General features: G+C 63.7%; 25 protein-coding genes. 12 read left to right on the plus strand and 13 right to left on the minus strand.

The window, feature by feature from the left end; all coding sequences use genetic code 11:
* Window positions 1-133: 133 nt before the first annotated feature.
* Both PspR32_RS10030 and PspR32_RS10035 read left to right on the plus strand, forming a co-directional pair.
* Window positions 134-1225, plus strand: coding sequence for a DUF3616 domain-containing protein (locus tag PspR32_RS10030; protein WP_159388401.1), 1092 nt, complete (start codon window positions 134-136; stop codon window positions 1223-1225).
* 117 nt (window positions 1226-1342) lie between these two features.
* Entirely contained in the window at window positions 1343-2203 is an 861-nt protein-coding gene (locus tag PspR32_RS10035; protein WP_036994680.1) for a LysR family transcriptional regulator, read from the plus strand.
* Here PspR32_RS10035 and PspR32_RS10040 read toward each other — a convergent pair.
* Window positions 2200-2832, minus strand: a complete 633-nt coding sequence (locus tag PspR32_RS10040; RefSeq protein WP_442967031.1) for an ankyrin repeat domain-containing protein — start codon at window positions 2830-2832, stop codon at window positions 2200-2202. The two genes, PspR32_RS10035 and PspR32_RS10040, sit on opposite strands and share 4 nt — an antisense overlap.
* Window positions 2833-2960: 128 nt before the next feature.
* On the opposite strand from PspR32_RS10040, the gene PspR32_RS10045 reads away from it, so the two are divergent.
* Window positions 2961-3836, plus strand: a complete 876-nt coding sequence (locus tag PspR32_RS10045) for a LysR substrate-binding domain-containing protein (protein ID WP_010225354.1) — start codon at window positions 2961-2963, stop codon at window positions 3834-3836.
* Between the two features lie 21 nt (window positions 3837-3857).
* Here the strand turns inward: PspR32_RS10045 and PspR32_RS10050 are convergent, their stop codons facing one another.
* A complete protein-coding gene (locus PspR32_RS10050) occupies window positions 3858-5051 on the minus strand; it encodes a GGDEF domain-containing protein (protein ID WP_159388403.1) in 1194 nt (397 codons plus the stop codon).
* Window positions 5052-5324: 273 nt separating this feature from the next.
* Here PspR32_RS10050 and PspR32_RS10055 point away from each other — a divergent pair, with 273 nt between their 5' ends.
* A complete protein-coding gene (locus PspR32_RS10055; protein WP_159388404.1) occupies window positions 5325-6158 on the plus strand; it encodes a 5'-nucleotidase, lipoprotein e(P4) family in 834 nt (277 codons plus the stop codon).
* Window positions 6159-6229: 71 nt separating this feature from the next.
* Here PspR32_RS10055 and PspR32_RS10060 read toward each other — a convergent pair whose 3' ends face one another.
* The 3 genes from PspR32_RS10060 to PspR32_RS10070 form a co-directional block, all read right to left on the minus strand.
* Window positions 6230-7066, minus strand: a complete 837-nt coding sequence (locus tag PspR32_RS10060) for a bifunctional allantoicase/(S)-ureidoglycine aminohydrolase (RefSeq protein WP_159388405.1) — start codon at window positions 7064-7066, stop codon at window positions 6230-6232.
* A gap of 97 nt (window positions 7067-7163) precedes the next feature.
* Window positions 7164-8363, minus strand: coding sequence for an amidohydrolase family protein (locus tag PspR32_RS10065; RefSeq protein WP_159388406.1), 1200 nt, complete (start codon window positions 8361-8363; stop codon window positions 7164-7166).
* 121 nt (window positions 8364-8484) lie between these two features.
* Window positions 8485-9171 (minus strand): GntR family transcriptional regulator, encoded by a 687-nt coding sequence (locus tag PspR32_RS10070; protein WP_159388407.1) that lies wholly within the window; start codon window positions 9169-9171, stop codon window positions 8485-8487.
* Between the two features lie 572 nt (window positions 9172-9743).
* Here PspR32_RS10070 and PspR32_RS10075 point away from each other — a divergent pair.
* Together PspR32_RS10075 and PspR32_RS10080 are read left to right on the plus strand one after the other, a co-directional pair.
* Window positions 9744-11261: an NCS1 family nucleobase:cation symporter-1 gene (locus PspR32_RS10075; RefSeq protein WP_100782263.1), complete on the plus strand. Its 1518-nt coding sequence runs from the start codon at window positions 9744-9746 to the stop codon at window positions 11259-11261.
* Window positions 11262-11283: 22 nt separating this feature from the next.
* Window positions 11284-12012: an aspartate/glutamate racemase family protein gene (locus PspR32_RS10080; RefSeq protein WP_010225337.1), complete on the plus strand. Its 729-nt coding sequence runs from the start codon at window positions 11284-11286 to the stop codon at window positions 12010-12012.
* Between the two features lie 59 nt (window positions 12013-12071).
* Here PspR32_RS10080 and PspR32_RS10085 read toward each other — a convergent pair whose 3' ends face one another.
* Window positions 12072-12488, minus strand: coding sequence for a glycine zipper domain-containing protein (locus tag PspR32_RS10085; protein WP_026001438.1), 417 nt, complete (start codon window positions 12486-12488; stop codon window positions 12072-12074).
* 47 nt (window positions 12489-12535) lie between these two features.
* Window positions 12536-12781 (minus strand): hypothetical protein, encoded by a 246-nt coding sequence (locus tag PspR32_RS10090; protein WP_010225335.1) that lies wholly within the window; start codon window positions 12779-12781, stop codon window positions 12536-12538.
* A 304-nt stretch (window positions 12782-13085) separates the two neighbouring features.
* Here PspR32_RS10090 and PspR32_RS10095 point away from each other — a divergent pair, with 304 nt between their 5' ends.
* Window positions 13086-14351, plus strand: a complete 1266-nt coding sequence (locus PspR32_RS10095; protein ID WP_159388408.1) for a DUF4303 domain-containing protein — start codon at window positions 13086-13088, stop codon at window positions 14349-14351.
* Between the two features lie 418 nt (window positions 14352-14769).
* On the opposite strand, the gene PspR32_RS10100 is transcribed toward PspR32_RS10095, so the two are convergent.
* From PspR32_RS10100 to PspR32_RS10110, 3 genes are read right to left on the minus strand one after another with little or no spacing between them, the layout of a single operon-like run.
* A complete protein-coding gene (locus PspR32_RS10100; protein ID WP_010225333.1) occupies window positions 14770-15195 on the minus strand; it encodes a hypothetical protein in 426 nt (141 codons plus the stop codon).
* On the minus strand, window positions 15192-16523 hold the full coding sequence (locus PspR32_RS10105) for a sensor histidine kinase (RefSeq protein ID WP_010225332.1): 1332 nt from the start codon (window positions 16521-16523) through the stop codon (window positions 15192-15194). The genes PspR32_RS10100 and PspR32_RS10105 overlap by 4 nt, the downstream gene beginning before the upstream one ends.
* Window positions 16520-17242: a response regulator gene (locus PspR32_RS10110; RefSeq protein WP_010225330.1), complete on the minus strand. Its 723-nt coding sequence runs from the start codon at window positions 17240-17242 to the stop codon at window positions 16520-16522. The genes PspR32_RS10105 and PspR32_RS10110 overlap by 4 nt, the downstream gene beginning before the upstream one ends.
* A 150-nt stretch (window positions 17243-17392) precedes the next feature.
* Between PspR32_RS10110 and PspR32_RS10115 the strand changes: the two genes are divergently transcribed.
* The gene (locus PspR32_RS10115; protein ID WP_010225328.1) at window positions 17393-17704 is read left to right on the plus strand and encodes a hypothetical protein; all 312 of its coding nucleotides are present in this window, start codon (window positions 17393-17395) and stop codon (window positions 17702-17704) included.
* Window position 17705: 1 nt separating this feature from the next.
* The gene (locus PspR32_RS10120; protein WP_010225326.1) at window positions 17706-18413 is read left to right on the plus strand and encodes a DUF3313 domain-containing protein; all 708 of its coding nucleotides are present in this window, start codon (window positions 17706-17708) and stop codon (window positions 18411-18413) included.
* Here PspR32_RS10120 and PspR32_RS10125 read toward each other — a convergent pair.
* The gene (locus tag PspR32_RS10125) at window positions 18385-20214 is read right to left on the minus strand and encodes an SLC13 family permease (RefSeq protein WP_159388409.1); all 1830 of its coding nucleotides are present in this window, start codon (window positions 20212-20214) and stop codon (window positions 18385-18387) included. The two genes, PspR32_RS10120 and PspR32_RS10125, sit on opposite strands and share 29 nt — an antisense overlap.
* Between PspR32_RS10125 and PspR32_RS10130 the strand changes: the two genes are divergently transcribed.
* Window positions 20213-20356 carry a hypothetical protein gene (locus PspR32_RS10130; protein ID WP_158467534.1) on the plus strand — a complete coding sequence of 48 codons (144 nt, stop codon included), beginning with the start codon at window positions 20213-20215 and terminating at the stop codon, window positions 20354-20356. The two genes, PspR32_RS10125 and PspR32_RS10130, sit on opposite strands and share 2 nt — an antisense overlap.
* Window positions 20353-20748, plus strand: a complete 396-nt coding sequence (locus PspR32_RS10135; protein WP_010225323.1) for a hypothetical protein — start codon at window positions 20353-20355, stop codon at window positions 20746-20748. The genes PspR32_RS10130 and PspR32_RS10135 overlap by 4 nt, the downstream gene beginning before the upstream one ends.
* 1 nt (window position 20749) lies before the next feature.
* Here PspR32_RS10135 and PspR32_RS10140 read toward each other — a convergent pair whose 3' ends face one another.
* Window positions 20750-21169, minus strand: coding sequence for an RDD family protein (locus tag PspR32_RS10140; RefSeq protein ID WP_010225322.1), 420 nt, complete (start codon window positions 21167-21169; stop codon window positions 20750-20752).
* A gap of 127 nt (window positions 21170-21296) precedes the next feature.
* Between PspR32_RS10140 and PspR32_RS10145 the strand changes: the two genes are divergently transcribed.
* The gene (locus PspR32_RS10145) at window positions 21297-21647 is read left to right on the plus strand and encodes a hypothetical protein (protein WP_026001436.1); all 351 of its coding nucleotides are present in this window, start codon (window positions 21297-21299) and stop codon (window positions 21645-21647) included.
* A gap of 6 nt (window positions 21648-21653) precedes the next feature.
* On the opposite strand, the gene PspR32_RS10150 is transcribed toward PspR32_RS10145, so the two are convergent.
* Entirely contained in the window at window positions 21654-22343 is a 690-nt protein-coding gene (locus PspR32_RS10150) for a YoaK family protein (protein WP_026001435.1), read from the minus strand.
* Between the last annotated feature and the right edge of the window lie 28 nt (window positions 22344-22371).

Raw genomic sequence — 22371 nt, forward strand, 5'->3', positions numbered from 1 at the left:
AAAACGCCCCACGCCCAGCCCCCACAACAAGAATTGCCGCAGAGTTAGACCCCTACCAATAACCTTGATTGTTAACAAACAGCCACTAGCCTATACACATCTTCGCGTAACCCCCTCAACGCAGGAGAGCCCCATGAGCAAGCCAGCCAATACCGTGATGCTGTGCTTTGATCCGGCATTTGCGTCATTGCGCGATGGCCTTTCGGTTGCCCTGCAGATCGGCGGCACGCTGTGGCTGGCCAACGACGAAACCACCAGCCTGGAACGCCTGGCGATCCAGCCCGCAGCACCCGGTGAGGCCGTGACGTGCGATGAGCACCACTCCTTCCCGCTCATGAAATACCTGCACCTGCCCATACCCGATCCAGAAGCCGAGATCGACATCGAGGGCCTGGCCTATGCCCCTGACGGGGGGTATCTCTGGATCGTCGGCTCCCATAGCCTCAAGCGCAAGAAGGCGGACGCCGACAAGTCTGCGCTGAAGAACATCAAGCGCCTGTCGACCGTAGAGGCAGACGGCAATCGCTTTCTGTTGGCGCGCCTCCCTGTGGTGCAGCAGAACGGCAGCTATGTGCTCGCCGCAAAGGTGAATGGCGATGGACGTACGGCGGCGCAGTTGCATGGCAATGCGCTCGGCAACGACCTGACCGCGGAAATTGCCAGGGACGATCAGCTACGCGACTTTCTGCGCATCCCGGGCAAAGACAACGGTTTCGACATCGAAGGGTTGGCCGTCATCGGCTCGCGCCTGTTGTTGGGGTTGCGGGGGCCGGTGCTGCGCGGCTGGACCGTGCTGCTGGAGATTGAACCCGAACTCGATGGCGACTCGACCGACACCTTGGTGCTCAAGAAGATCGGCCCGGGTGGGCGCCGCTACCGCAAGCACTTCTTCGCGCTCAACGGCCTGGGGGTGCGAGACCTGTGCAGCAGGGGCGACGACCTGCTGATTCTGGCGGGGCCGACCATGGACCTGGACGGCCCGGTCACGGTGTTCCGTTGGCGCGGCGGCTTCGCAGCCGATGAAGAGCAGGTGGTGTTTGCCGATCAATTGGAGACGGTGCTGGAGGTGCCGTTCGGCAAAGGCGACGATCATGCAGAGGGCATGTGCTTGTTCAAATCGGGTGAGGAGAGCAGGGAGCTTTTGCTGATCGTCTACGACGCTGCCGCGCAGCGTCGTAAACACGGTGACCGGAGTGTGGAAGGGGACCTGTTTACCCTCAATTAGCGGCGGCTGCGCGGGTGTGGCGGGTTATGCAGGCAGGGCACGCTTCGCCAGCGCGGTATTGAAATCGCTTTTCCCGCTACAATGTGGCTCCCTGCATCGATAAAACCGATACCCCCAATGCGCTACTCTCCAGAAGCCCTCCAAGCCTTCGTCGAAGCCGCCGCCCTGGGCTCCTTCTCCGCCGCCGCCCGCAAGCTACGCAAAAGCCAATCCACCATCAGCGCCGCAATCGCCAACCTCGAAGCCGACCTCGGCGTCACCCTGTTCGACCGCCAGGCCCGCCAACCCGTGCTGACCGAAGCCGGGCGCAAGGTACTCGGCCATGTGCAGGAGATCCTCGCCGCCAGCGAGCGCCTGGACCAACTGAGCATCCGCTTGGCGGACAAGGTCGAGCCGCGGCTGACGATCGTGTTTTCCGACATGCACCAGCTCAACCCGGACAACCGGGTGATGCAGCTGTTCGAGCAGCGCTACCAGGACATCGAGCTGGAATGCATGATCGCCGAGGCGGGTGATGTGCTGAACCTGTTGCAGAGCGGCCGCGCACATTTGGGCATGCTCGCCGCGCAACCCGGCTACCCGCCGGATGTGGCCGCCACGCGGCTGGCGGCGCAGGCGCAGATGGGGATTTTCGTGGCCAGCAATCACCCGCTGGCGCAGCTTGAGCAGCCGACCCAGGCGCATCTGGCCGGGCATCGTCAGTTGTACTTGAACACCTACACCGACAGTGTGAACAAACCCCAGGGGCGGGTGTGGTCGGCGCCGGATTATCTGATGCTGCTGGAGATGACCGAGGAGGGCTTTGGCTGGGCCGAGTTGCCGCACGGCCTGGTCAAGCAGTACGGCCATGGCCAGCTCACCGAGCTGAAACTGCGCGGCTGGCCACGGCCGATCGCGGTGGATGTGGCCTGGTCGAAGCTGACCCCGCCGGGGCCGGCGGGGTTGTGGTTGCTCGATCGTTTGCTGGAAAGCAGCTAGGCGCGGGCGCCGGCCCGTTCCAACAGCACCTGTATCTCTTTGTAGCCCCGTTGCCGCGCGTGCTGCAGTGGGGTTATGCCGTCGCCATCGGCAAGGTTCACATCAGCCCCGGCCTTGATCAGCTCCTGCACGATGTCGACATGCCGCTGGCCGCCGTCGCCGAGGATGATGGCCTCGAGCAGGGCAGTCCAGTGCAGTTTGTTGACGTGATCGACGGCGACGCCTGCGGCAATCAGCAGGCGCACGGTCTCGACATGGCCGCGCTCGGCCGCCGGTATCAGCGCGGTGCCGCCGTAGCGGTTGGTGCTGCTCAGGTCGGCGCCGTGGGCCAGGGTCAGTTTGAGGATGTCGTTGTGGCCACGGGCGCCGGCGTACAGGTAGGGGCTGTCTTCGATGGAATCCTTGGCGTTGACGTCGGCGCCGGCGTCGATCAGCACCCGGGCGGCTTCGACCTGGTTGTTGTGGGTGGCCAGCAGCAGCGGGGTACGGCCCATTTTGTCGCGGGCTTCGAGCTTGGCGCCCTGGTCGAGCAGGCTGCGTACCTGTGCTGCCTGGCCATTTTCGGCCGCGCTGCGCAGCTGGCTTTCGAGGGTGCCGCCATCGGCATTGGCGGTCAGCGATGTGAGCATGGCGAACACCACGGCAAGGTGAGTGGACAGGCGTTCAAGGAGCATGGCAGTACCTCCTGGTGGGCGATTGCTCGCAGGGTCGGGCCATGTTAAAAGTCGGGCTCCTTATTTAGAAGTTAAATAAAAGCATGTCTGTCAGTGAAAAATCGAATAGGCCGCTGTTCGACCTCGACCTGTTGCGCGCGGTGGTCATGGTCAGCGACTGCGGCAGTTTCACCACGGCGGCGGCGCGCCTGCACTCGACCCAGTCGACGGTCAGTCAGAAGGTCCGCCGGCTGGAGGAGATGGTCGGGCACAAGCTGCTCGAGCGCGGCAACCGCGACGTGCTGCCCACTGACGCCGGGCAGACGCTGCTCGGTTACGCCCGGCAGATGCTGGCCTACAACGATGAAATGCTCGAGGCGATGTCTGGCGCCACGGTGGCGGTGACCGTGCGCCTGGGCGTGCCGGAAGACTTTGCCGCCGGGCGCACCACCCATTTGCTCTCGACCTTCAACCGCAAGCACCCGCAGGTCAAGCTGGAGGTCACCAGCGGCCTGTGCCGCGACCTCAGCGCCAGCTACGACAACGGCGAGCTCGACCTGATTTTGCTCAAGCAGCGGCGCAACAGCCGTGAGGCGGTGGCCTGCTGGCCGGAGAAGCTGCAGTGGATCGACAGCGTCAAGAACCCGGCCTTCGACCAGGACCCGGTGCCGCTGGTGACCTTCCCGCCGCGCGGCCTGTACCGCGACGACATGATCGGCGCCATCGAGCGCATGGGCCGCCGCTGGCGCATCAGCTTCACCAGCTCCAGCCTCAGTGGCCTGCAGGCGGCGGTGGCCAACGGCATGGGCATCAGCCTGCTGCCGCTGCGGGCGGTTACCGCCGAGCATTTGCAGCTGACCTCAGAGCATGGCCTACCGTCGATCGATGCCATGGAGGTGGCGATCATTCATCGGCCGACCGCAGACGCCATGGTCAAGGAGCTGGCCGCGGAGCTGGCGCGCACCCTGGCGAGCGAGTAGGGACGGCGTCGATCGACCCCTTTAAAGCGTATCTGCAGGATGCCCGGTTGGCTGCCATCTAGAGGGCTGGTACAGATGCACGCGATTACGGCCCTGGCGCTTGGCGGCATACAGGGCATTGTCGGCCTTGGACAGCAAGCGCGAAAGGTCGTGCTCGCCAGGGCCGCTGGCGCCGACGATGCCGATGCTGACACTGAGAAAACCGGGTTCGAGCATCGGCACAGCGTAGAAGCTGTCACAGATGCGTTGCGCCACCTGCCGTGCCGTCTGTGCGTCGGTATTGGCCAGCAGGCAAGCGAACTCTTCACCGCCGATACGGGCGAAGACATCCTCCTGGCGCACGCTGTTGCTGGTGACTTGGGCGAAGGCGATCAGGGCCTGATCGCCGGTCTGGTGGCCGTGGGTATCGTTGAGGCGCTTGAAGTGATCCAGGTCGCACAGCAGCAAGCTCACCGGTTCGCCACGGCGGGCACAGTCGGCCAACAGCTTTTCGCCGCAGGACATGAACGCCCGGCGGTTGCTGACGCCGGTCAGCGGGTCGGCGTAGGCGGCGGCCTTGAATTTGAGCTCCGTGCGCTCGCGCACCATGGCCAGGGTCACATAGGCGATGCCGATGGCATAGAGCATCGATTCGAACAGCATGAACGAGAAGAAGCCGGTGCCGTGGCCATTGCTGGCGATTGCCTGATCCAGCGACACGCCGTGGTCGGCAACGCTGCGCACGCAGTAGAAACCGGTGTGCACCAGCATCAGCATCAGCGCCGGCAGGTAGGCGACTTCGAACTGCCGGCGGCTGCGCCACAACTCAATGATCGACAAGCTGCCATACGCCGCCACGAGCATCGAGTACACCGTCACCCGCAAGCCGAGGTCGGTGTAGAAACCCGGCATCAGCCCCCACAGTAACCAGGCCGCCGCGCCGGCCAGCATCCCCGGCAGGTGCGGCGGGCGGCCGGTAAACACGCGCATGGCGGTCCAGTTCAGTGCCGCGCCCAGCAGCAGGATAACGTTGCCCAGCACCAGGGCAATAAAGTCGGGGGCCATGCCGCGCAGGCTGATCAGGGTCACGCCGCAGGCCGCGAGCAGCAGCATGCCGCCCAGGTAGCCGAGGGTCTGCTCGCGTACGCCACGGCTCCAGGCGTGCAGGGTCAGCAGGCCCATCAGGGTGAAAATGAAAATGGCCACCAGCAACAGGGTCGGGATGCTCAACAGCAAGGGTGTCGCTCTCCGCTCAAGGCCGTGTGGTCAACCGGCCAGCACCGGTTTTCAGCGGCATGCTAGCCGAGCACCTACTACTTTGCCAGCAGCGCGCTGGCGTCAGGTCTGTGACGAACTGCGCGCTCCGGCCGCCCTTGAAGCCAGCCAAGATGTGCGGGTGCGCCACATTGTTGCGCCCGCGCGTCGTGGCGATTGTGGCCCCTGCCGGTGTGCGGTATGAGTAGCCCACTCCCGCCATCCAAGAGCGGGAGATCACAAGGAACGCCCCGAATGCCTCAGCTCAAGAACGCGATCTCCCTGGCCTTGCTGTTGCTGGCCACGCCCCTGGTCCATGCGCAGACCGCCAACCCCGACGCCGCTGTGCGCTCCAACCTGCTGGTCGATGCGGTGGCCTGGCGCCAGACCGCGGCGGAATTCCGCGCGCTGTACTACCAGGGTTTCAACGTCGCCAAGGCGCGCCTGGACCAGGCCCTGGCCCAGCAGAAGCCCGGCGACAAGAAACCTGCGATCATCAGCGATATCGACGACACCATCCTCAGCAGCAACACCTACTGGGGCTTTCTGATCGGCCAGGACAAGGAGTTCTTCGATGATGCGGTGTGGGACCGCTGGGTCGCCGCCAATGGCCCGACCCTGACCCCGGGGGCGCTGGAGTTTCTTGACTACGCCAAGTCCCGCGGGGTGGAGATCTTCTACGTCTCGAGCCGCGACCAGGGCGACAAGACTTACGAGTACGCGCTCAACAACCTGCGCGCGCTCAAGGTGCCGTACGCCGACGAAGCCCACGTGACCATCCTGCGCGAAAGCTCGAACAAGGAGCCGGCCCAGCACAAGATCGCCGAGCAGTACAACGTGCTGCTGATGCTCGGTGACAACCTCAACGATTTCGAGCGCAGCTTCTATGTCGACAAGGTCGACAAGCGTGCGCAGTTGGTGGACGCCAGCCGCAGCAAGTTCGGCGGCCAGTACATCATCTTCCCCAACCCCACCGACGGCCATTGGCTCAAGGCGATTTTTGGCGAGTCGGAGCCCGCCGATACTCCGGCCAACCGGGCGAAATTCCGCGAGGCAGCAGAGCAGGGCGCCTGGAAGCCGGCCAGCTGATTCACCGACGCCATAAACAAAAAATCCCGCGGGCCGTGTGGCCTGCGGGATTTTTCATGCAACCGTGAACCTTAGCGCTGCGGGTTGAGCACCAGGTTCATGTGACGGTTTACATCTTTGTACAGCAGGTAGCGGAACGGGCCCGGGCCGCCGGAGTAGCAAGCCTGCGGGCAGAAGGCGCGCAGCCACATGAAGTCGCCGGCTTCCACCTCGACCCAGTCCTGGTTCAGGCGGTAAACGGCTTTGCCTTCCAGCACGTACAGGCCGTGTTCCATGACGTGGGTTTCAGCGAACGGAATCACGCCGCCCGGCTGGAAGGTGACGATGTTGACGTGCATGTCGTGACGCATGTCGGCCATGTCGACGAAACGGGTGGTGACCCAGGCGCCATCGGTGCCCGGCATCGGGATCGGTGCGATGTCTTTTTCGTTGGTGACGAAGGCTTCCGGCAGGGCCAGGCCTTCAACCACCTGGTAGTGCTTGCGGATCCAGTGGAAGGTGACGTTCTTGGCGCTGTTGTTGCGCAGGCTCCACTCGGCCGCTGGCGGAATGAAGGCGTAGCCGCCTTCTTTGAGGGTGTACGGCTTGCCTTGCAGGGTGATGTCGATTTCGCCTTCGACCACGAACAGCACCGCTTCGGCATTCTTGTCCAGTTCAGGACGCTCGCTGCCGCCTTCTGGTGCCACTTCGACGATGTACTGCGAGAAGGTTTCCGAGAAACCGGTCAGCGGGCGGGCGATGACCCACATGCGCATCTTGTCCCAGAACGGCAGGTGGCTGGTGACGATGTCACGCATCACGCCTTTGGGGATGACCGCGTAGGCCTCGGTGAACATGGCACGGTCGGTCAGCAGTTCGGTCTGCGCCGGATGGCCGCCGTGGGGAGCGTAGTAATTGAACTTCGACATGGAACACCTTCTGTCGTTGTTGTTCTGGGGTTTTGTGTTGCATCGCCCGTGGGCGATTGTCTTTCTCTGCGGCGCAAGCCGGCAGAAATGTGTTTGTTTAGCGGGCGCGCACCTCGAACTGCAGCGTCGGCGCTGCCGGCAGCAGCTGGCCGCGGCGCACCAGGCGCCGCTCGGCCGGTGCGGCGGCGACCGCGGCGGCGCCGTTGTCAGCCTTGAGCACGATAAAAGTCGCCTCGTTGCCGACCTTCAGACCGTAGTCGCTTTTGCCCAGCACTGCTGCACCGGCCGTGGTGGCCATGCTCAGGGCTACATTCAATTCTTCATCGCTGTAGAAGCCCGAGCGGTAGCCGATCAGCATGGCGCGCTGGAGCATGTCGGCGTTGCCGTAGGGCCACCAGGCATCGCGGATGTTGTCGTTGCCGGCGAACACGTTCACCCCGGCGGCGCGCAGGCGCAGGATCGGCGGGAAGCCATGATCGCCCGGGGCATTGGTCATGATCGCCACTCCGGCTTCGGCCAGAGTGGCGGCGGTGTGCGCCACTACCTCGTCGTCGACCTGGCCCAGGGCATAGGCATGGCTGACCGCGACGCGGCCATTGAGGCCGGCGGCACGGGTACGGGCGGCGATCCGTTGCAGTTGTTCGATACCTTGCAGGCCGGGCTCGTGCAGGTGGATATCAATCTTTACAGCATGGCGCTCGGCAATGCCGAAGACCACATCGAGCTGACCGTCGGCGTCGCCGTCGAGGGTAGTGGGGTCGATACCGCCGATCACGTCGGCGCCCTCACGGATCGCCGCATCGAGCACTTCGGCGGTGCCGGGGCAGGACATCACTCCGGCTTGCGGAAACGCCACCAGCTCGATATCGACGATGCCGCTCCATTTCTCCCGCGCCTCCAGCACCGCCTGCAGGTTGCGCAGGCCGGTGGTGGCGTCGACGTCGACATGGCTGCGCATGGCCACGGTGCCGAACGACACCGCCTGGCGGATCAGCGCCTCGGCCCGTTCGAGCATCGGCGGGGCACTGGCCAGTTCACGCTTTTCGATGGCCAGGCGTTCACGCAGGCTGGCGGCCGGTTGATGCGGGTGCCAGCGGTCGCCGACAAAGCTCTTGTCCAGATGGATGTGACCGTCAACCAGACCTGGCAGCACCAGGTGGCCTGCCAGGTCGATGACCTCGGCACCTGCGCTGGCCGGACGTTCGCTGCCCAAGCTGACAATGCGCCCGTCGGCAACCGCGAGGTTGAGCGGGCTGCCATCGGCAGCAACAGCGTTGACGAATACACGATCGATCATTTCACAGCCCTTTGCCTACTACTGATTCACACCCTATAGAAAGACCGTACCTATCCACAAATTAAATATTGGAATCGGTTGCAGTGGATTTCTGAATGCGAACCCCGGGCCTGGCGCTGCCTCAGCCCAGCAGGTGCTTGAGCGGGTGATAGTCGGCCTTGAGCGTTTGCGTGGCCTTGAGAATCGCCTCTTCGATACCGCGCAAATGGGTGCACACCAGCTCGATGGCCGCAGCCTGATCACCGGCTTCGATGAGGCTCAGCAGGCGCAGGTGTTCGTTGCCGCGACAGGCTTCATGGCGCTCGTCATCCAGGGTCGAGGCGTACAGCGAGCCGCGCTCGATCAGCTTGCGGAACCAATCGAGCAGCACCGGGTTGTCGAGCACTTCGGCCAGGCGCAGGTGGAACTCGCCGAGCAGGTGGACGTAGCGCCCATGGTCGCCGGCGCCGGCGGCGGCTTCTTCTTCGGCAACGTGCTGGTGCAGCGGCGCGAGGATCTCGGGGTCGGCGCGTCGGCACAGCTCGGTGACAATGCCGATTTCGATCAGCCGGCGGGTTTCGAACACCGAACGGATGTCATCGTCGCTGGGCAGTGACACCCAGGCGCCCTTGTTCAGCTCGGTGGACACCAGGCCGTCGGCTTCCAGTTGCTTGAGGGCCGCGCGCACCGAGGTGCGGCTGACCTTGAACAGCTCGGCCAACGACGACTCGCCCAGCTTCATGCCGGGGCGCAGGGTGCGTTTTCTGATGGCCTCGTGAACCCCTTGGTAGACGCGCTCTACCGTCGATGCGGGGTGTTTTTCCGTCATTACCAGCTCCGATATGCCTTGACCTTATAAGCATGCCGCAAATGTGGGCTGCTGTGCACCACTGTGTAGCAGATGAACCTGTGGGAGCTGGACTTGCCAGCGATCGAGCGCGAAGCGGTCGCAATTCAGGCGCCACCTTATGTGCTGGCTGGACTGGCCTCATCGCTGGCAAGCCAGCTCCCACAGGTGATTGGGTACATATTTATATTCATGTGTGTACTTAAGTAGCTGTTGAGTGGGTACATATTCACTGGCCCGTTACCTGATTTCTCAGTTTTCTACCTCTAGCGTTTGACCGTTTGGTCAGTTTAATCAGCCGTTCAGCAGCTCATAAAAAAATATTTATCAGATAAAAATCAACGAGATATTGGCCTTTTGCGACGCCGGAGGATTTTCCGCTGCCTGCCATCTGGCACACAAATTGTTCATCGATAATCGTAATACAAAAATTGTATGCAATCTTTGTATGCATCGGCGCAGGGCAGCGCCAACACTGCGGTCCCACTCTTCAAATCCAACAATAATTCGCTGCGGTACCCTCATTCAGGGGCTGCAGAAGGAGCCCGGGGAACATGCAATCGGATACTTCCAACCCGCTGCAAACCTCCTACCTGCCGCCGCAGGCCGCATCGGTCGAGCAGGGGGGGCTTAGCCCCAAGCTGCATAACGCCGACCTTGCGCCGACCAAGGCCGAAGGCCGGCGCTGGGGCGGTTACAGCATCTTTGCCTTGTGGACCAACGATGTGCACAACATCGCCAACTATTCCTTCGCCATGGGCCTGTTCGCCCTCGGCCTGTCCGGCTGGCAGATGCTCGCAGCACTGAGCATCGGTGCCGTGCTGGTGTACTTCTTCATGAACCTCTCGGGGTACATGGGGCAGAAAACCGGGGTACCGTTCCCGGTGATCAGCCGCATGAGCTTCGGCATTTATGGCGCGCAGCTGCCAGCGATCATCCGTGCGGTGATCGCCATTGCCTGGTTCGGCATCCAGACCTACCTGGCCTCGGTGGTGTTGCGGGTGCTGCTGGTGGCGGTGTCGCCCGACCTCGCACGCTTCGACCATGACACGATCCTCGGCCTGTCCAGCCTCGGCTGGGCGAGTTTTATCGCCATCTGGCTGGTGCAGCTGATGATCCTCACCTTCGGCATGGAGATGGTGCGCAAGTACGAATCCTTCGCCGGGCCGGTGATTCTTTCCACCGTGCTGATCCTGGCGATCTGGATGTACCTGCGGGTCGACGGCCAACTGGCCTGGTCGGTCGGTGAGCCGCTGAGCGGTTGGGCCATGTGGACCCAGGTGTTTGCCGGTGGCGCGCTGTGGCTGGCGATCTACGGCACGCTGATCCTCAACTTCTGCGACTTCGCCCGCTCGGCGCCGTGCCGCAAGACCATCCGCGTCGGCAACTTCTGGGGCCTGCCGGTGAACATCCTGGTGTTTGCGGTGATCAGCTTTGTGTTGGCCGGGGCGCAGTTCAGTATCGATGGCCGGGTGATCGACAGCCCGACCCAGATCGTTGCCGCGATTCCCGACAAGACCTTCCTGGTCCTCGGTTGCCTGGCGTTTCTGATCGTCACCGTGGCGGTGAACATCATGGCCAACTTCGTTGCGCCTGCGTTCGTGCTCTCGAGCCTGGCGCCCAGCCGCCTGAACTTTCGCCGCGCCGGGCTGATCAGCGCCACCCTGGCGGTGCTGATCCTGCCCTGGAACCTCTACAACAGCCCGCTGGTGATCGTCTACTTCCTCTCCGGCCTGGGCGCGCTGCTGGGGCCGCTGTACGGGATCATCATGGTCGACTACTGGCTGATCCGCAAAGCCCAGGTGCATGTGCCTGACCTGTACAGCGAAGCGGCCAGCGGCACCTATCACTACACCCGCGGGGTCAACTACAAGGCGGTGGCCGCCCTGGTGCCCTCGGCCATCGCCGCCGTGGTGCTGTCACTGGTGCCGGCCTTCAGTGCCCTGACGCCGTTCTCCTGGTTCTTCGGCGCCGCCATCGCCGGCGGCGTGTACTACCTGATCTCTGATCGCAACAAACACTACGTGGACTGTTCCGGCGAGCACTTTGCCGTCGACAGCGCCCAGCACTGAGTTCTGCACAAGGAATACCGCAATGAGAATTTTGGTCGTCAACGTCAACACCACGGTATCGATCACCGACGCCATTGCCCGCCAGGCGCGCAGCGTGGCTTCGCCAGGCACCGAGATCGTCGGCCTGACCCCGCGTTTTGGCGCAGAATCGGTGGAGGGCAATTTTGAAAGCTACCTGGCTGCGGTGGCGGTGATGGAACGGGTACTCAGCTATGACCAGCCGTTCGATGCGGTAATCCAGGCCGGGTACGGCGAGCACGGCCGCGAAGGCCTGCAGGAGCTGCTCAATGTGCCAGTGGTGGACATCACCGAGGCGGCGGCCAGCGTCGCCATGTTGCTGGGCCATCGGTACTCGGTGGTCACCACCCTGGACCGCACCGTGCCGCTGATCGAAGACCGCCTGAAGCTGGCCGGGCTGGACAGCCGCTGCGCCTCGGTGCGCGCCAGTGGCCTGGCGGTGCTGGAGCTGGAGGAAGACCCGGAGCGGGCGATCGAGTCGGTGGTGCGTGAAGCCGAGCAGGCGGTCACGGTCGATAAGGCCGAGGTGATCTGCCTGGGCTGCGGTGGCATGGTCGGGCTGGAGGAACGGATTCAGGCGCGCACCGGGGTGCCGGTAGTGGATGGGGTAACGGCGGCGGTGGCGTTGGCAGAATCCCTGGTGCGCTTGAAGTTGAGTACGTCCAAGGTGCGCACCTATGCGACGCCGCGGCAGAAGCAGATTCTGGGGTGGCCTCGGGCGTTATTGGGATGAATCCCACAGTAAACAGCCGCTGCTGAGTAAAAAGGCCCGCAATGTGCGGGCCTTTTTACTCAGTGGTGTTTGTACTTACGCTTGTGCTTGTGTTTATGCCCACCGGAACTGTGCCGGTCGTCATCGGCAATGTTGTTGCCCAGGGCGCCACCGGCCGCGCCGCCCAGGCCGGCACCGATGGTCGAGCCGGTTCGCCCGCCCAGCTGGTTGCCAATCACCGAGCCACCGGCCGAGCCCAGGCCGCCGCCAATCGCGGCCTCGGTGCGGTTGCCCTTGCGCGCGCCCACTGCGCTACCGGCCGCGCCACCGACGCCGGCACCAATGGCCGCGCCCGTGCTGCCGCCGATCTGCTGACCGACCACGTTACCCAGCGCCCCGCCCAGGCCACCGCCGATGGCGGCAGTACCATCCCCGGCGGCCATGGCGCCCTGGGAGAGCAGGATACCCAGCGTCAATGCAGGTAATGAAATACGCATGTTTTTAGCCTCAGGTAATTCGGGAGTTAGGGGTGAAACAGGACAGATCAATCGTCATCATCGTCGTCGTCACGGTCGCGACGGCGGTCATGGTCGTAGTTTCGGTAGCGGTCGTCATCGCGGTAGCGTTTGTAGCTGCGATGCTCGTAACCGTCGCGATCATCCCAGTCGCGGGAGTAGCGGTGGTCACGGTCGCCACGGCGGTAATCGTCGCGGTCGTAATCGTGGTAGTAGCAACCGGAGGCAGCCAGTACGCTGGCGATCACGGCGATTTGCGTCAGCTGTTTCAGCACTGAGGGTCCTTGATCCGCAGGGCGGTAGGGAAGGTAATAACTCAGACTGTGTTTCCGGGATTTTGTTTCCGCGCCAGCGTTGTAATTTGCAGCAACAAAAAAGGCCCACCGAAGTGGGCCAAACGTTCTGAAGGGAGGACGCTCAGGATAAAACCTGGCCGGTTAAGCCGTCGTTAAGGCCTTGCGCTGGTCGCCGCTAGCAACCGCGAAGTTGACAGGCACCCACACCTGGGCCAAGTTGCTCGCCTTCAAGCCTGACTTCGGTCGGGCTTTTGTTTTTTCTCGCAGGGAGGGGGGCACAAACATGGACTGGAAAGCGCTGGAAAACAGCCTGGTAGACTCGGCTCGGGCAACGCTCGAAGCGTTGCTTGCCGACGGGGTCGCCCCCCTTTACGGCGCCGCCTTTCATGCCAGCTACCGTGAAGAGGAACGGGTCATCGACCTGCCATCGTTTGCCGCCAACAGCCTAGCGGCATTGGATGAGGATCATCCCCGGCGCAAGCAGCAAGGTTTCTGGGGTGTGCAGTGGAACCCGGCGGACTGGCGTTGGGACTGGTTGCTGGAGGAATACGGCAACGCTGCCCTCAATGCCTTGGATGAGCCGCTGCAGGCCTATGCCAACCGTGCCGGGCCTGATGCCTGGCAAGCCGCCGAACAGCGCTTTTTGAGGACTGTGGCGCGCGCCGCCAAGGCCCTGAACCGCATTTACGCCAGAGACCCACGGGTCGCCAAGGACTTCATTGTGTTTTTCCATGATGAATACGGCGGGCCGGAGCTGGCGGCCAAAAGCCTTTCGCCACGCCAGTTTGTGCATCATTTCCCCGAGCAGGACGCCACCGAACAGGAGCGCCGTCGTGTCGCTACGCTCGCAGAAGACCAGCAGGTCAGCTACTACCTGAACTGCCTCTCCCGCCCCCAGGCTATTGATGGTGAGGAGGCCAGCCGCTGGCTGATTGGCCGTGGCCGCAGCGCAACGGCTGCGCTGGTGCACACTTTGCAAAACGGCCCGCAGCGATGGCGGGTGGCGATGATCCTCGGCCTGGCCGGGGTCGCCGAGGCGGCGGCAATCGACGCGTTGCGCCTGCAAGTGGTCAACGGCAAAGACCCGAGCACGCGTCGCTGGAGTGCCAGCGCCCTGGGTTACCTGGGCGATTTTGACTGGTTGCTGGCGCAGGCGGCTGATGCGCAACTGGCTAACCTTTCGGTGGCTGGCTGTTGCGCCAGCCTCAGGGCTTTTCGTGATCAGGGCGCGCAGCGGCTGGTACTGGATTACCGTCCCCTCGAAACCCTGCTGCAGCGCTATCCGCAGTGCGCAACGGAAGCTGAGGAGACGATCAAGCCGGGCTCCAGTTACTGCACCATCGACACCAGCGATATTGACGAAGCCGTGCGCGGCCTGACGTCTGAGCATGTCGCCATTCGCCGCCATGCCGCCTGTGTGCTAAACAACCGGCGCCTGGGCAAGCGCAAGCTAGCAGCGGCCCTGGCCGCGCTGCAGGAATGCCTCAAAGATGCTGACCCGAAGGTGGCCTACCTGGCTGGCTTGACCCTTGAGTCGCTGCAACACTGAGACGAGCAACCTGCCTTTGTCTTGGCCGCCACTGGTCCAGCGGACACAGCCCCACTGTGGGAGCGGGCTTGACCCGCGATGAGGCCATGTTGGCTGGATTACGACCGCTTCGCGCTCGATCGCTGGCAAGTCCAGCTCCCACAGGTTCGGTGTGTGCAGATCAATTGTGGGAGCTGGCTTGCCAGATAAGGTGGCGTCTGGATTACGACCGCTTCGCGCCCGATCGCTGGCAAGGCCAGCTCCCACAGGTTCGGTGTGTGCAGATCAATTGTGGGAGCTGGCTTGCCAGATAAGGTGGCGTCTGGATTACGACCGCTGCGCGCTCGATCGCTGGCAAGTCCAGCTCCCACAGGTTCGGTGCATGCAGATCTATTGTGGGAGCTGGCTTGCCAGCGATGGGGCCCGTCCAGTCGACTCATCAGCCGGCGCCTGCTCGCCTGGCGCCGCAAACACCCAACCATACAAAGGACAGCAACCAGACGTAATACCCATAGGTGTATCCGGTAACGGTGAACTGACCGTCCTCGTCATACAAACTCACCAATTGCCACTGCACCGACAACCCGGCCAGCAAGGCCAGCAGGGCATAGATCAGCCTGCGTCTGGCGCTGCGGGTCCGGTACGCCGCCAGGAACAATGGGTTCGCCAGCCAGGCGAAGTAGCCGAACAGCATGACCGGCAAGCCCAGGATGGAGGCCAGAAAGCCGGAGTTGGTGGTTTGGCTGTAGACCTCGCGCAGCCAGTTGTGCTCCTCGCTGTGCACCGCGGGTAGCACCAGGCTGAGCAGGTAGAGGGCCAGCCCCAGGTCTCGCGGCTCAAGCCGTCGCGCTCGCCACTTGATCACCGTGGCAACTCGATACGCGCCACCAGGCCGCCGCCGCGGCGGTTGCTCAGCTGCAGCTCGCCGCCTTGTTCACGCACCGCCGAGCGCGCCGACGACAGCCCCAGGCCAACGCCACCGGTATCGCGGTTGCGTGAGGACTCCAGGCGAAAGAACGGCATGAACACGTCTTCCAGTGACGCGTCGGGAATGCCCGGGCCACGGTCACTGATGTCGATCACGATGGCGTGTTCGGTGCTGCTCAGCCGCACTTCGGGTTCGCGCGCATACTTCAGGGCGTTCTCCAGCAGGTTGGTCACGGCGCGTTTCAAGCCCAGCGGCCGACCGATGAAGACCAGATTGGACGGCCCGTCGAAGGCCACATCGATGTGTTGATCGCGATAGTCGTCGATCAGGGTCTGCAGCAGTTCGGCGAGGTCGAACGGGGTGGTTTCTTCCAGCCGGGTCTCGTCACGAAAGAACCCCAGTGCCGCATTGATCATGCTCTGCATTTCATCGACATCACGGAACAGCTTGCGCTGTTGCTCCGGGTCGTCGATGAACTCGCCGCGCAAACGCATGCGCGTCAGGGGCGCGCGCAGGTCATGGGAAATGGCCGCGAGCATCTGCGTGCGTTCGGCCACGAAGTGCTGGATCTGCGCCTGCATGGTGTTGAAGGCGGTGATTGCCTGGCGCCATTCATGGGGGCCTTCAAGGCCAATGGGCGGGGCGCGAAAGTCACTGCCAAAGCGCCGCGCGGCACGGGCGAAACGCTGCAGGGGCCCGGCCAGTTGACGGGTGCCGACCCAGGCCACCAGCAGTGCGGCAACCAGCGCCAGGACGCCGATGATGGTAAAGCGCATGGCCACACTCAGGCCCCAGCTGCGGTACGGTGGGGTGAAGGCCAGCCAGCTGCCATCGTTGATCTGCATGACCAGTTTGTAATGGGCATCAGGGCTGTCTGCCGGCCAGTCGCTGGGCTGAAAGCCTTCAAGGTGTCGCGGGCTGTCGGCCAACAGGCGCTGCAGCGGCGGGGCTTCCTCCAGGGTAATTCGTGCCCCTGGCCCGGGCAGTTGCAGGTCGGCGCGCTGGCGGCTCCACTGCACTTGCAGCAGTGGGTTGCTGGCCGCGCTGGCCAGCGTCGGGCGCAGTTCAGGCGGCGCGGCTTCGAGGGTGCGGGTGGTCACGGCGATCTGTTCGAGCAGGCCGGTCTGGGTCAACGGCGGACGCGCCCAGACCCCGGCCAGTTGCACGAACAATACATTGAGCACAACCGAGGTCAGCATCGCGGCGATGATGGTCAGGGCAATGCGCCGGCTGATGCTGTCGCGGCGCAGGTCGAGGCGGATCACGAGCGGCTGACCTTGGCACTGAACAGGTAACCGCCATTGCGCACCGTGCGGATCAACTCCGGGCGCTTGCTGTCGGGTTCGATCTTGCGCCGCAAGCGGCTTACCTGCACGTCAATGCTACGGTCAAAGGCTTCATGGCCCTGGCCGCGGGCCAGGTCAATCAACTGCTCGCGGGTGAGAATGCGCTGCGGGTGTTCGAGGAATACCAGCAGCAGGTCGAACTCGCCGGCCGACAACGGCACCATGACGCCTTCAGGGGTGCGCAGCTCGCGCCGGGTGACGTCCAACTGCCAGTTGTCGAAATGAATCAGCGGGCGGCTTTCCTCGCTGCTTGGCCGCAGTTGCTCACCGGCCCGGCGCTGCACCGCACGCAGGCGGGCGAGCAGTTCGCGGGCATCGAAGGGCTTGCCCAGGTAGTCGTCGGCGCCCAGCTCCAGGCCGACGATGCGGTCGCTGAGCTCGTCCATGGCGGTGAGCATGATGATCGGGATGCCGGTGCTGGCGCGCAGCTTCTGGCACAGGCTCAGGCCGCCTTCGCCGGGCAGCATCAGGTCGAGAATGATGATGTCCGGGCGCTGCAGTTCGATGGCCGCCCACATGGCCTCGCCGTTGCCGGCCAGGTCGACTTCATAGCCGTGGCGGACAAAGAACTTCTTCAGCAGGGCACAAATTTCCAGGTCGTCATCGACAATCAGCAGTCTGCTCACGTTGCGGTCCATGGGCCGTGAAAAGTGCGTATCTAAAACCATTCTGCGCTGCCGGTCATTTATTTCAATCTCGCAACATTCCTGCAGCGCCGACACAAAGCGGACATCAGCCTGCAAAAGCCCTGGGGCACGCTGTGGCCCGTTCATTCAAGGGAGTTTTCCATGCCGGCCACACACCCGACCAACGGCTTCGACAGCAGCCAGTCGCTGACCCTCGACCTGCGTACCCAGGAACTCTGGCGCAATGCGCTGCTCAGTTACCAGGACTCGCGCCTGGGCTTGTCCAGCGACGGCAGGCACATGATCCTCAGCCACTATTTCGAGCGTTACAGCCCCACCAGCAACCAGTGGATGGAGTACAGCTACAAGATCCCCTTGGGCGAACTGGTGCACTGGATCATGAGCCAGGGCGAGCTGCACGTGGACCGCTCCACCAGCACCCCGAACCCGGCCAATGACGGTTTCGGAGGCTGAGATGCGTAAACAATTGATCGTACCGCTGCTGAGTGCCTCGCTGTTGCTGGCCGGTTGCAGCCAGAACAAGGTCAGCCCCAAGGAATACTCGGGCTTTCTGCGCAACTATGACCAGTTGAGCGAGCACAAGACCGCCTCCGGTGACGCGGTGCTGCGCTGGGTCAGCCCCAAGCTGCGCATGGAGCGCTACAGCCAGGTGTACATCGCCCCGAGCCAGTTCTACCCGATGCCCAAGGCCAGCGCGCAGATCCCCGCGGCCACGCTCAAAGCGGTCACCCAGTACTACGATGCGGCGCTCAAGCGTGAACTGGGCAAGGTCCTCAACCTGGTCGAGCAACCCGGGCCGCACACCTTGATCGTGCGCCCGGCGATCACCTCGGTGGGCGCCCATACCCAGGCGCTGCACTTCTATGAGTACCTGCCGGTGACCTTGGTGGCGGCCGGGGTCAGCAGCGCGGTGGGCATTCGCGACCTCGACAGCGTGATCGCCACCGAGGCGGCGTTCCTCGATGGCGGCAGCCGCGCGGTGGTTGCCGAAGTGGTGCGCAAGGGCACCGGCCTGCCGCTGGAGAACGACGATCAGGTAATGACCGCCGACAACCTCAAGGTGGTGCTCGATGGCTGGGCGCGGGACTGGCGGGTAGCCGCCGAAACCCTGCAGCAGCGAAAGCGCGGTGCCGTCACAGGGCAAACAGCCAAGGCACCATGATCACGCTGGCCACCATCACCAGCAGGGTGAACGGCACCCCGACCTTGACGAAATCGCCGAAGCGATACTGGCCGGGGCCGAGCACCAGGGTGTTGACCGGCGATGACACCGGGGTCATGAACGCCGCCGAAGCCGCCAGGGCGACGATCATCGCAAAGGGGTAGGGCGAGGCGCCCAGTTGCTCGGCGGTGGTCACCGCCACCGGCGCCATCAGCACCGCGGTGGCGGTGTTGGAGATGAACAGGCCGATGATTGCGGTGATGGCGAACAGGCTGGCGAGAATCACATAGGGCCCGGCACTGCCAAGCATTTGCACCAGGCCGTGCACGGCCAGGGCGATGCCGCCGGTTTTCTGCAGGGCCAGGGCAAATGGCAGCATGCCGACGATCAGCACCAGGCTTTGCCAGTGGATGGCGCGGTAGGCGCTGTTCATGTCGATGCAGCGCCCGGCGCCCATCAGCAGGCAGCCAATCAGCGCGGCAATCACGTTGGGCACCACGCCGCTGACCATCAACCCGACCATTACCGCCAGGCTGATCAGCGCATAGGGCGCGCGATTGCCGGCCGGGGCGACATTGTCGATTTCGGCCGGCAGGCTCAGCACCAGGAAGTCCCGTGGTTGGGTCTGCAACTGGCGAATGGCTTTCCAGGTGCCGATCACCAGCAGGGTGTCGCCGAGCTTGAGCTTTTCTTCCACCAGTTGTTCTTCAATGGCGGCCTGGTCGCGGCGCAGGCCGACCACGTTGAGGCCCCAGCGGCTGCGGAAGGTCAGTTCCAGCAGGCTTTTGCCGATCAGCTGCGAGCCCGGCGGCACCGCCACTTCGGCCATGCCCACTTCCTGGGACTGGTCGATGAAGTAGGCCGCCTTGAAGTGCAGCGGTTCCAGTTGCATGCCCTGGCATAGGCTGCGCAGGTCGTCCTTGGGCGCGAACAGGTCGAGCAGCAGCACATCGCCTTCGTGCACCGTGGTGCTCGAATCGGGGCTGAGCACGCGGGTGGTGAACTTGTGCTGGCGCTCGATGCCGACCACGCTGGCGCCGTGTTCGGTGCGCAGTTTCAGCTCGCTGAGGCTATGGCCGATCAGCGGCGAGCCGGGGCGCACACGCAGGCGCCGTTCGCGGCCGGCAAGCTTGTAGTCGATGATCAGGTCGAGCAGGGTACGGCGGGTTTGCGCGCTGCCGTCCTTGCGCACTTCACCGCCCAGCCAGTGGCGGGTCAGCAGCATGTAGCCAACGCCAAGCAACAGTATCACCAGGCCGAACGGGGTAAAGCTGAAGAAGCTGAAACCGCTTTCGCCATGACGCACCAGTTCGCTGTGCACCACCACGTTGGGCGGGGTTGCCACCAGGCTGAGCATGCCACTGATCAGCCCGGCGAAAGCCAGCGGCATCATCAAGCGGCTGGGCGAGACCTTCATCCGCGCAGCGATGCTCAGCACCACCGGAATGAAGATCGCCACCACCCCGGTGGAACTCATCACCGAACCCAGCCCGGCTACGCAGACCATCAGCAACACGATCAGCCGCGCTTCGCTGTTACCGGCGCGGTCGGCCATCCACTCGCCGATGCGGTAGGCGATGCCGGTGCGCACCAGGCCTTCGCCGATCACGAACAGGGCGGCGATCAGCACCACGTTGGGGTCGCTGAACCCGGCCAGGGCTTCCTGCACACTGAGGATGCCCAGCAGCGGCAGGGCGACGATCACCAGCAGGGCGACCACGTCCATGCGCGGCCGATTGGCGATGAACAGGGCCACGGCGGCGAACAGCAAGCCGAGCACCCAGAGCAGTTGGGGATTCATGCAATCTTCCTGGTACCTGAAGGCTGCAAGTCTGGCAGAAAATCCCCGCGTGTTTGTTGATGTGCTGCAGCGCGAGGGGCATCACCGGGTATTGGTGGTAGAGTTGCCGGCGTTTTTCATCATTCAAGGAAGAAAGGTTTGAGCCAGAACACCAGCAACTGGAAGGGCACCGCCCTGGCTTTCGGTTTGATCGGCTGCATCACGCTGATCGGCTACATCATCGACTACACCACCAAGGTCAATGTGTTCCTGATCTGGGATAACAAGGCCTTCTCCTACATTGCCATCTGCTTGAGCCTGGTGGCCCTGTCTGTGCTGGGTACCTTTCTGCTCAATCACAAGAACGCCGATACCAATGTATTCGGCAGCCTGCTGGTGTTGGCGATGGCGGGTATTTCGCAGCTGATTTTCGGTTTCGAGGCGTCCGTTTTTCTGTGCCTGGCCGGGCTGTATGTGGCCGGTGCTATCGGCCTGGCCATCGGTTTTGGCAACAAGCGCGCGATCGAAGCCGCAGAGGCCGACGAGCCGCTGTAGGTCAACCTTCGCTCAATTGCTGGCGCAGCGCCCTGAGGTCGCGGGTGTCCATTACATAGGTGCGCGCCAGCCAGTCGCCGGGCCGCTGGCAATAGCGCGACTCGGCGCACAGCCAGACCACGATCAGGCCGAAGGCTGCCTCGATCGGCCGGGTGATGCCGCGCAGCAGCGCCTGGAGCAAACTGGGGGGCTGGCCGGCACGGTTGATCACGCTCAGCCCGAGCAGCAGCTTGCCCGGTGTTTGCCCGCGCATCAGGTACTCGAACAGCGGAAAGTACAGCAGTTGCATCAGCAGCATGCCGTCTTCGCCACGGCCAAGGCCCAACAGGGCCAGGGCGAACCAGGCGCCGAAGGCGAGCAGGGTATCGAGCAACCAGGCGCCGATGCGGCGAATGATCAGGGTGGTGCGGGAGACGTGCATGGTCGGAGGCTCGCATTCCTGGTTGTAAGGCACACGACTGCAGGGCGGCCGGTGCTTTATGCATCCGGGTTGTCTCTTTGACGCCAGGGCAATGCTACAGTCACGTTTTTTTCGACGAGGATGAGTCATGCGGGTAGTAATGGCGATGGTCGCTGCAGCGTTGTTGGCCGGTTGTGCGTCTTCGGCCATGGAGGCGGCGCGCAGCCAGGCGCCCACCAAGGCCTTCAGTTCGAGCAAGGCGGCGGATGTGGTTGCCCAGTGCATCCAGTTCGGCTGGCAGGACGAGGAGGTCTTTGGCGTCGACGCCAGCGGTTACCTGGAGCCTGGCAAACAAGGCGGCTTCACCGTGTACACCCGCGAGGCCGAATCCTTTGCCGACATCCGCGCCCAGGGCGGCAGCACCGCAGTCAGCTACTACGCCAAGCACAACGACAGTGTCGCCCTGCGCCGCATGGCTGCCCTGGCCACCTGCCTGTAAGCCTGCCTAGCGGGGCATGTACCTGAGCTGCCAGCGTCGCGGGATTTTCAGCGAGAGCAAACCCAGCGTCGTCGCCAGCACGGCGCTGAACAGCAGCGCCGCCAGGTCGAAAGCCTGCTCCAGCAGCACCCCGAGCACGGCGCCGACGAACATCCCGGTCCAGGGAATCAACTGCACCCGCCAGCCTTGCCGGCGCTCGCCCAGCAGCGCCCGGCCCAGGCCACGGCCGAAGCGCGAGAGGGCGCCGGTGACGTAGGTGAGGCCGATCGGCAGGCCGTTCACTTCCTCGACCACGGCGTTGATCATGCCCATGGCGGCGACTGCCGACACCAGGGCCGGCAGTTGCAGCGTGCTCGGCAGCAACGCCGCCAGTGCCAGCAGCGCGGCGATGACCAGCAACAATGGGCATGGGCGGCGACCGCTCAGGCCCGCAATCACCACCCCCAGGGCGTTGCCCACGACAAAGGCCAGCAGCACGGCAGCGATGCGCAGGGTCGGCCCCAGCTCGCCGTCGCCCAGCGATACTGCCAGGCGTGTGGTGTTGCCGCTCATGAACGAAACGAAATCGCCGGTGGCCATGAAGCCAATGGCGTCGGTCATGCCGGCCAGCACCGACAGCGCGGCGACAAAGTACAGACCGACCTTGCCGCGCAACCGGGCGGCTCTGGCAGACGAGGAGGTAGAACCTGGCAGCATCCTTGGCGCTCCCGATAGGCGATGAGTG

The organism is Pseudomonas sp. R32 (genome assembly GCF_009866705.1).
Taxonomy (GTDB): domain Bacteria; phylum Pseudomonadota; class Gammaproteobacteria; order Pseudomonadales; family Pseudomonadaceae; genus Aquipseudomonas; species Aquipseudomonas donghuensis.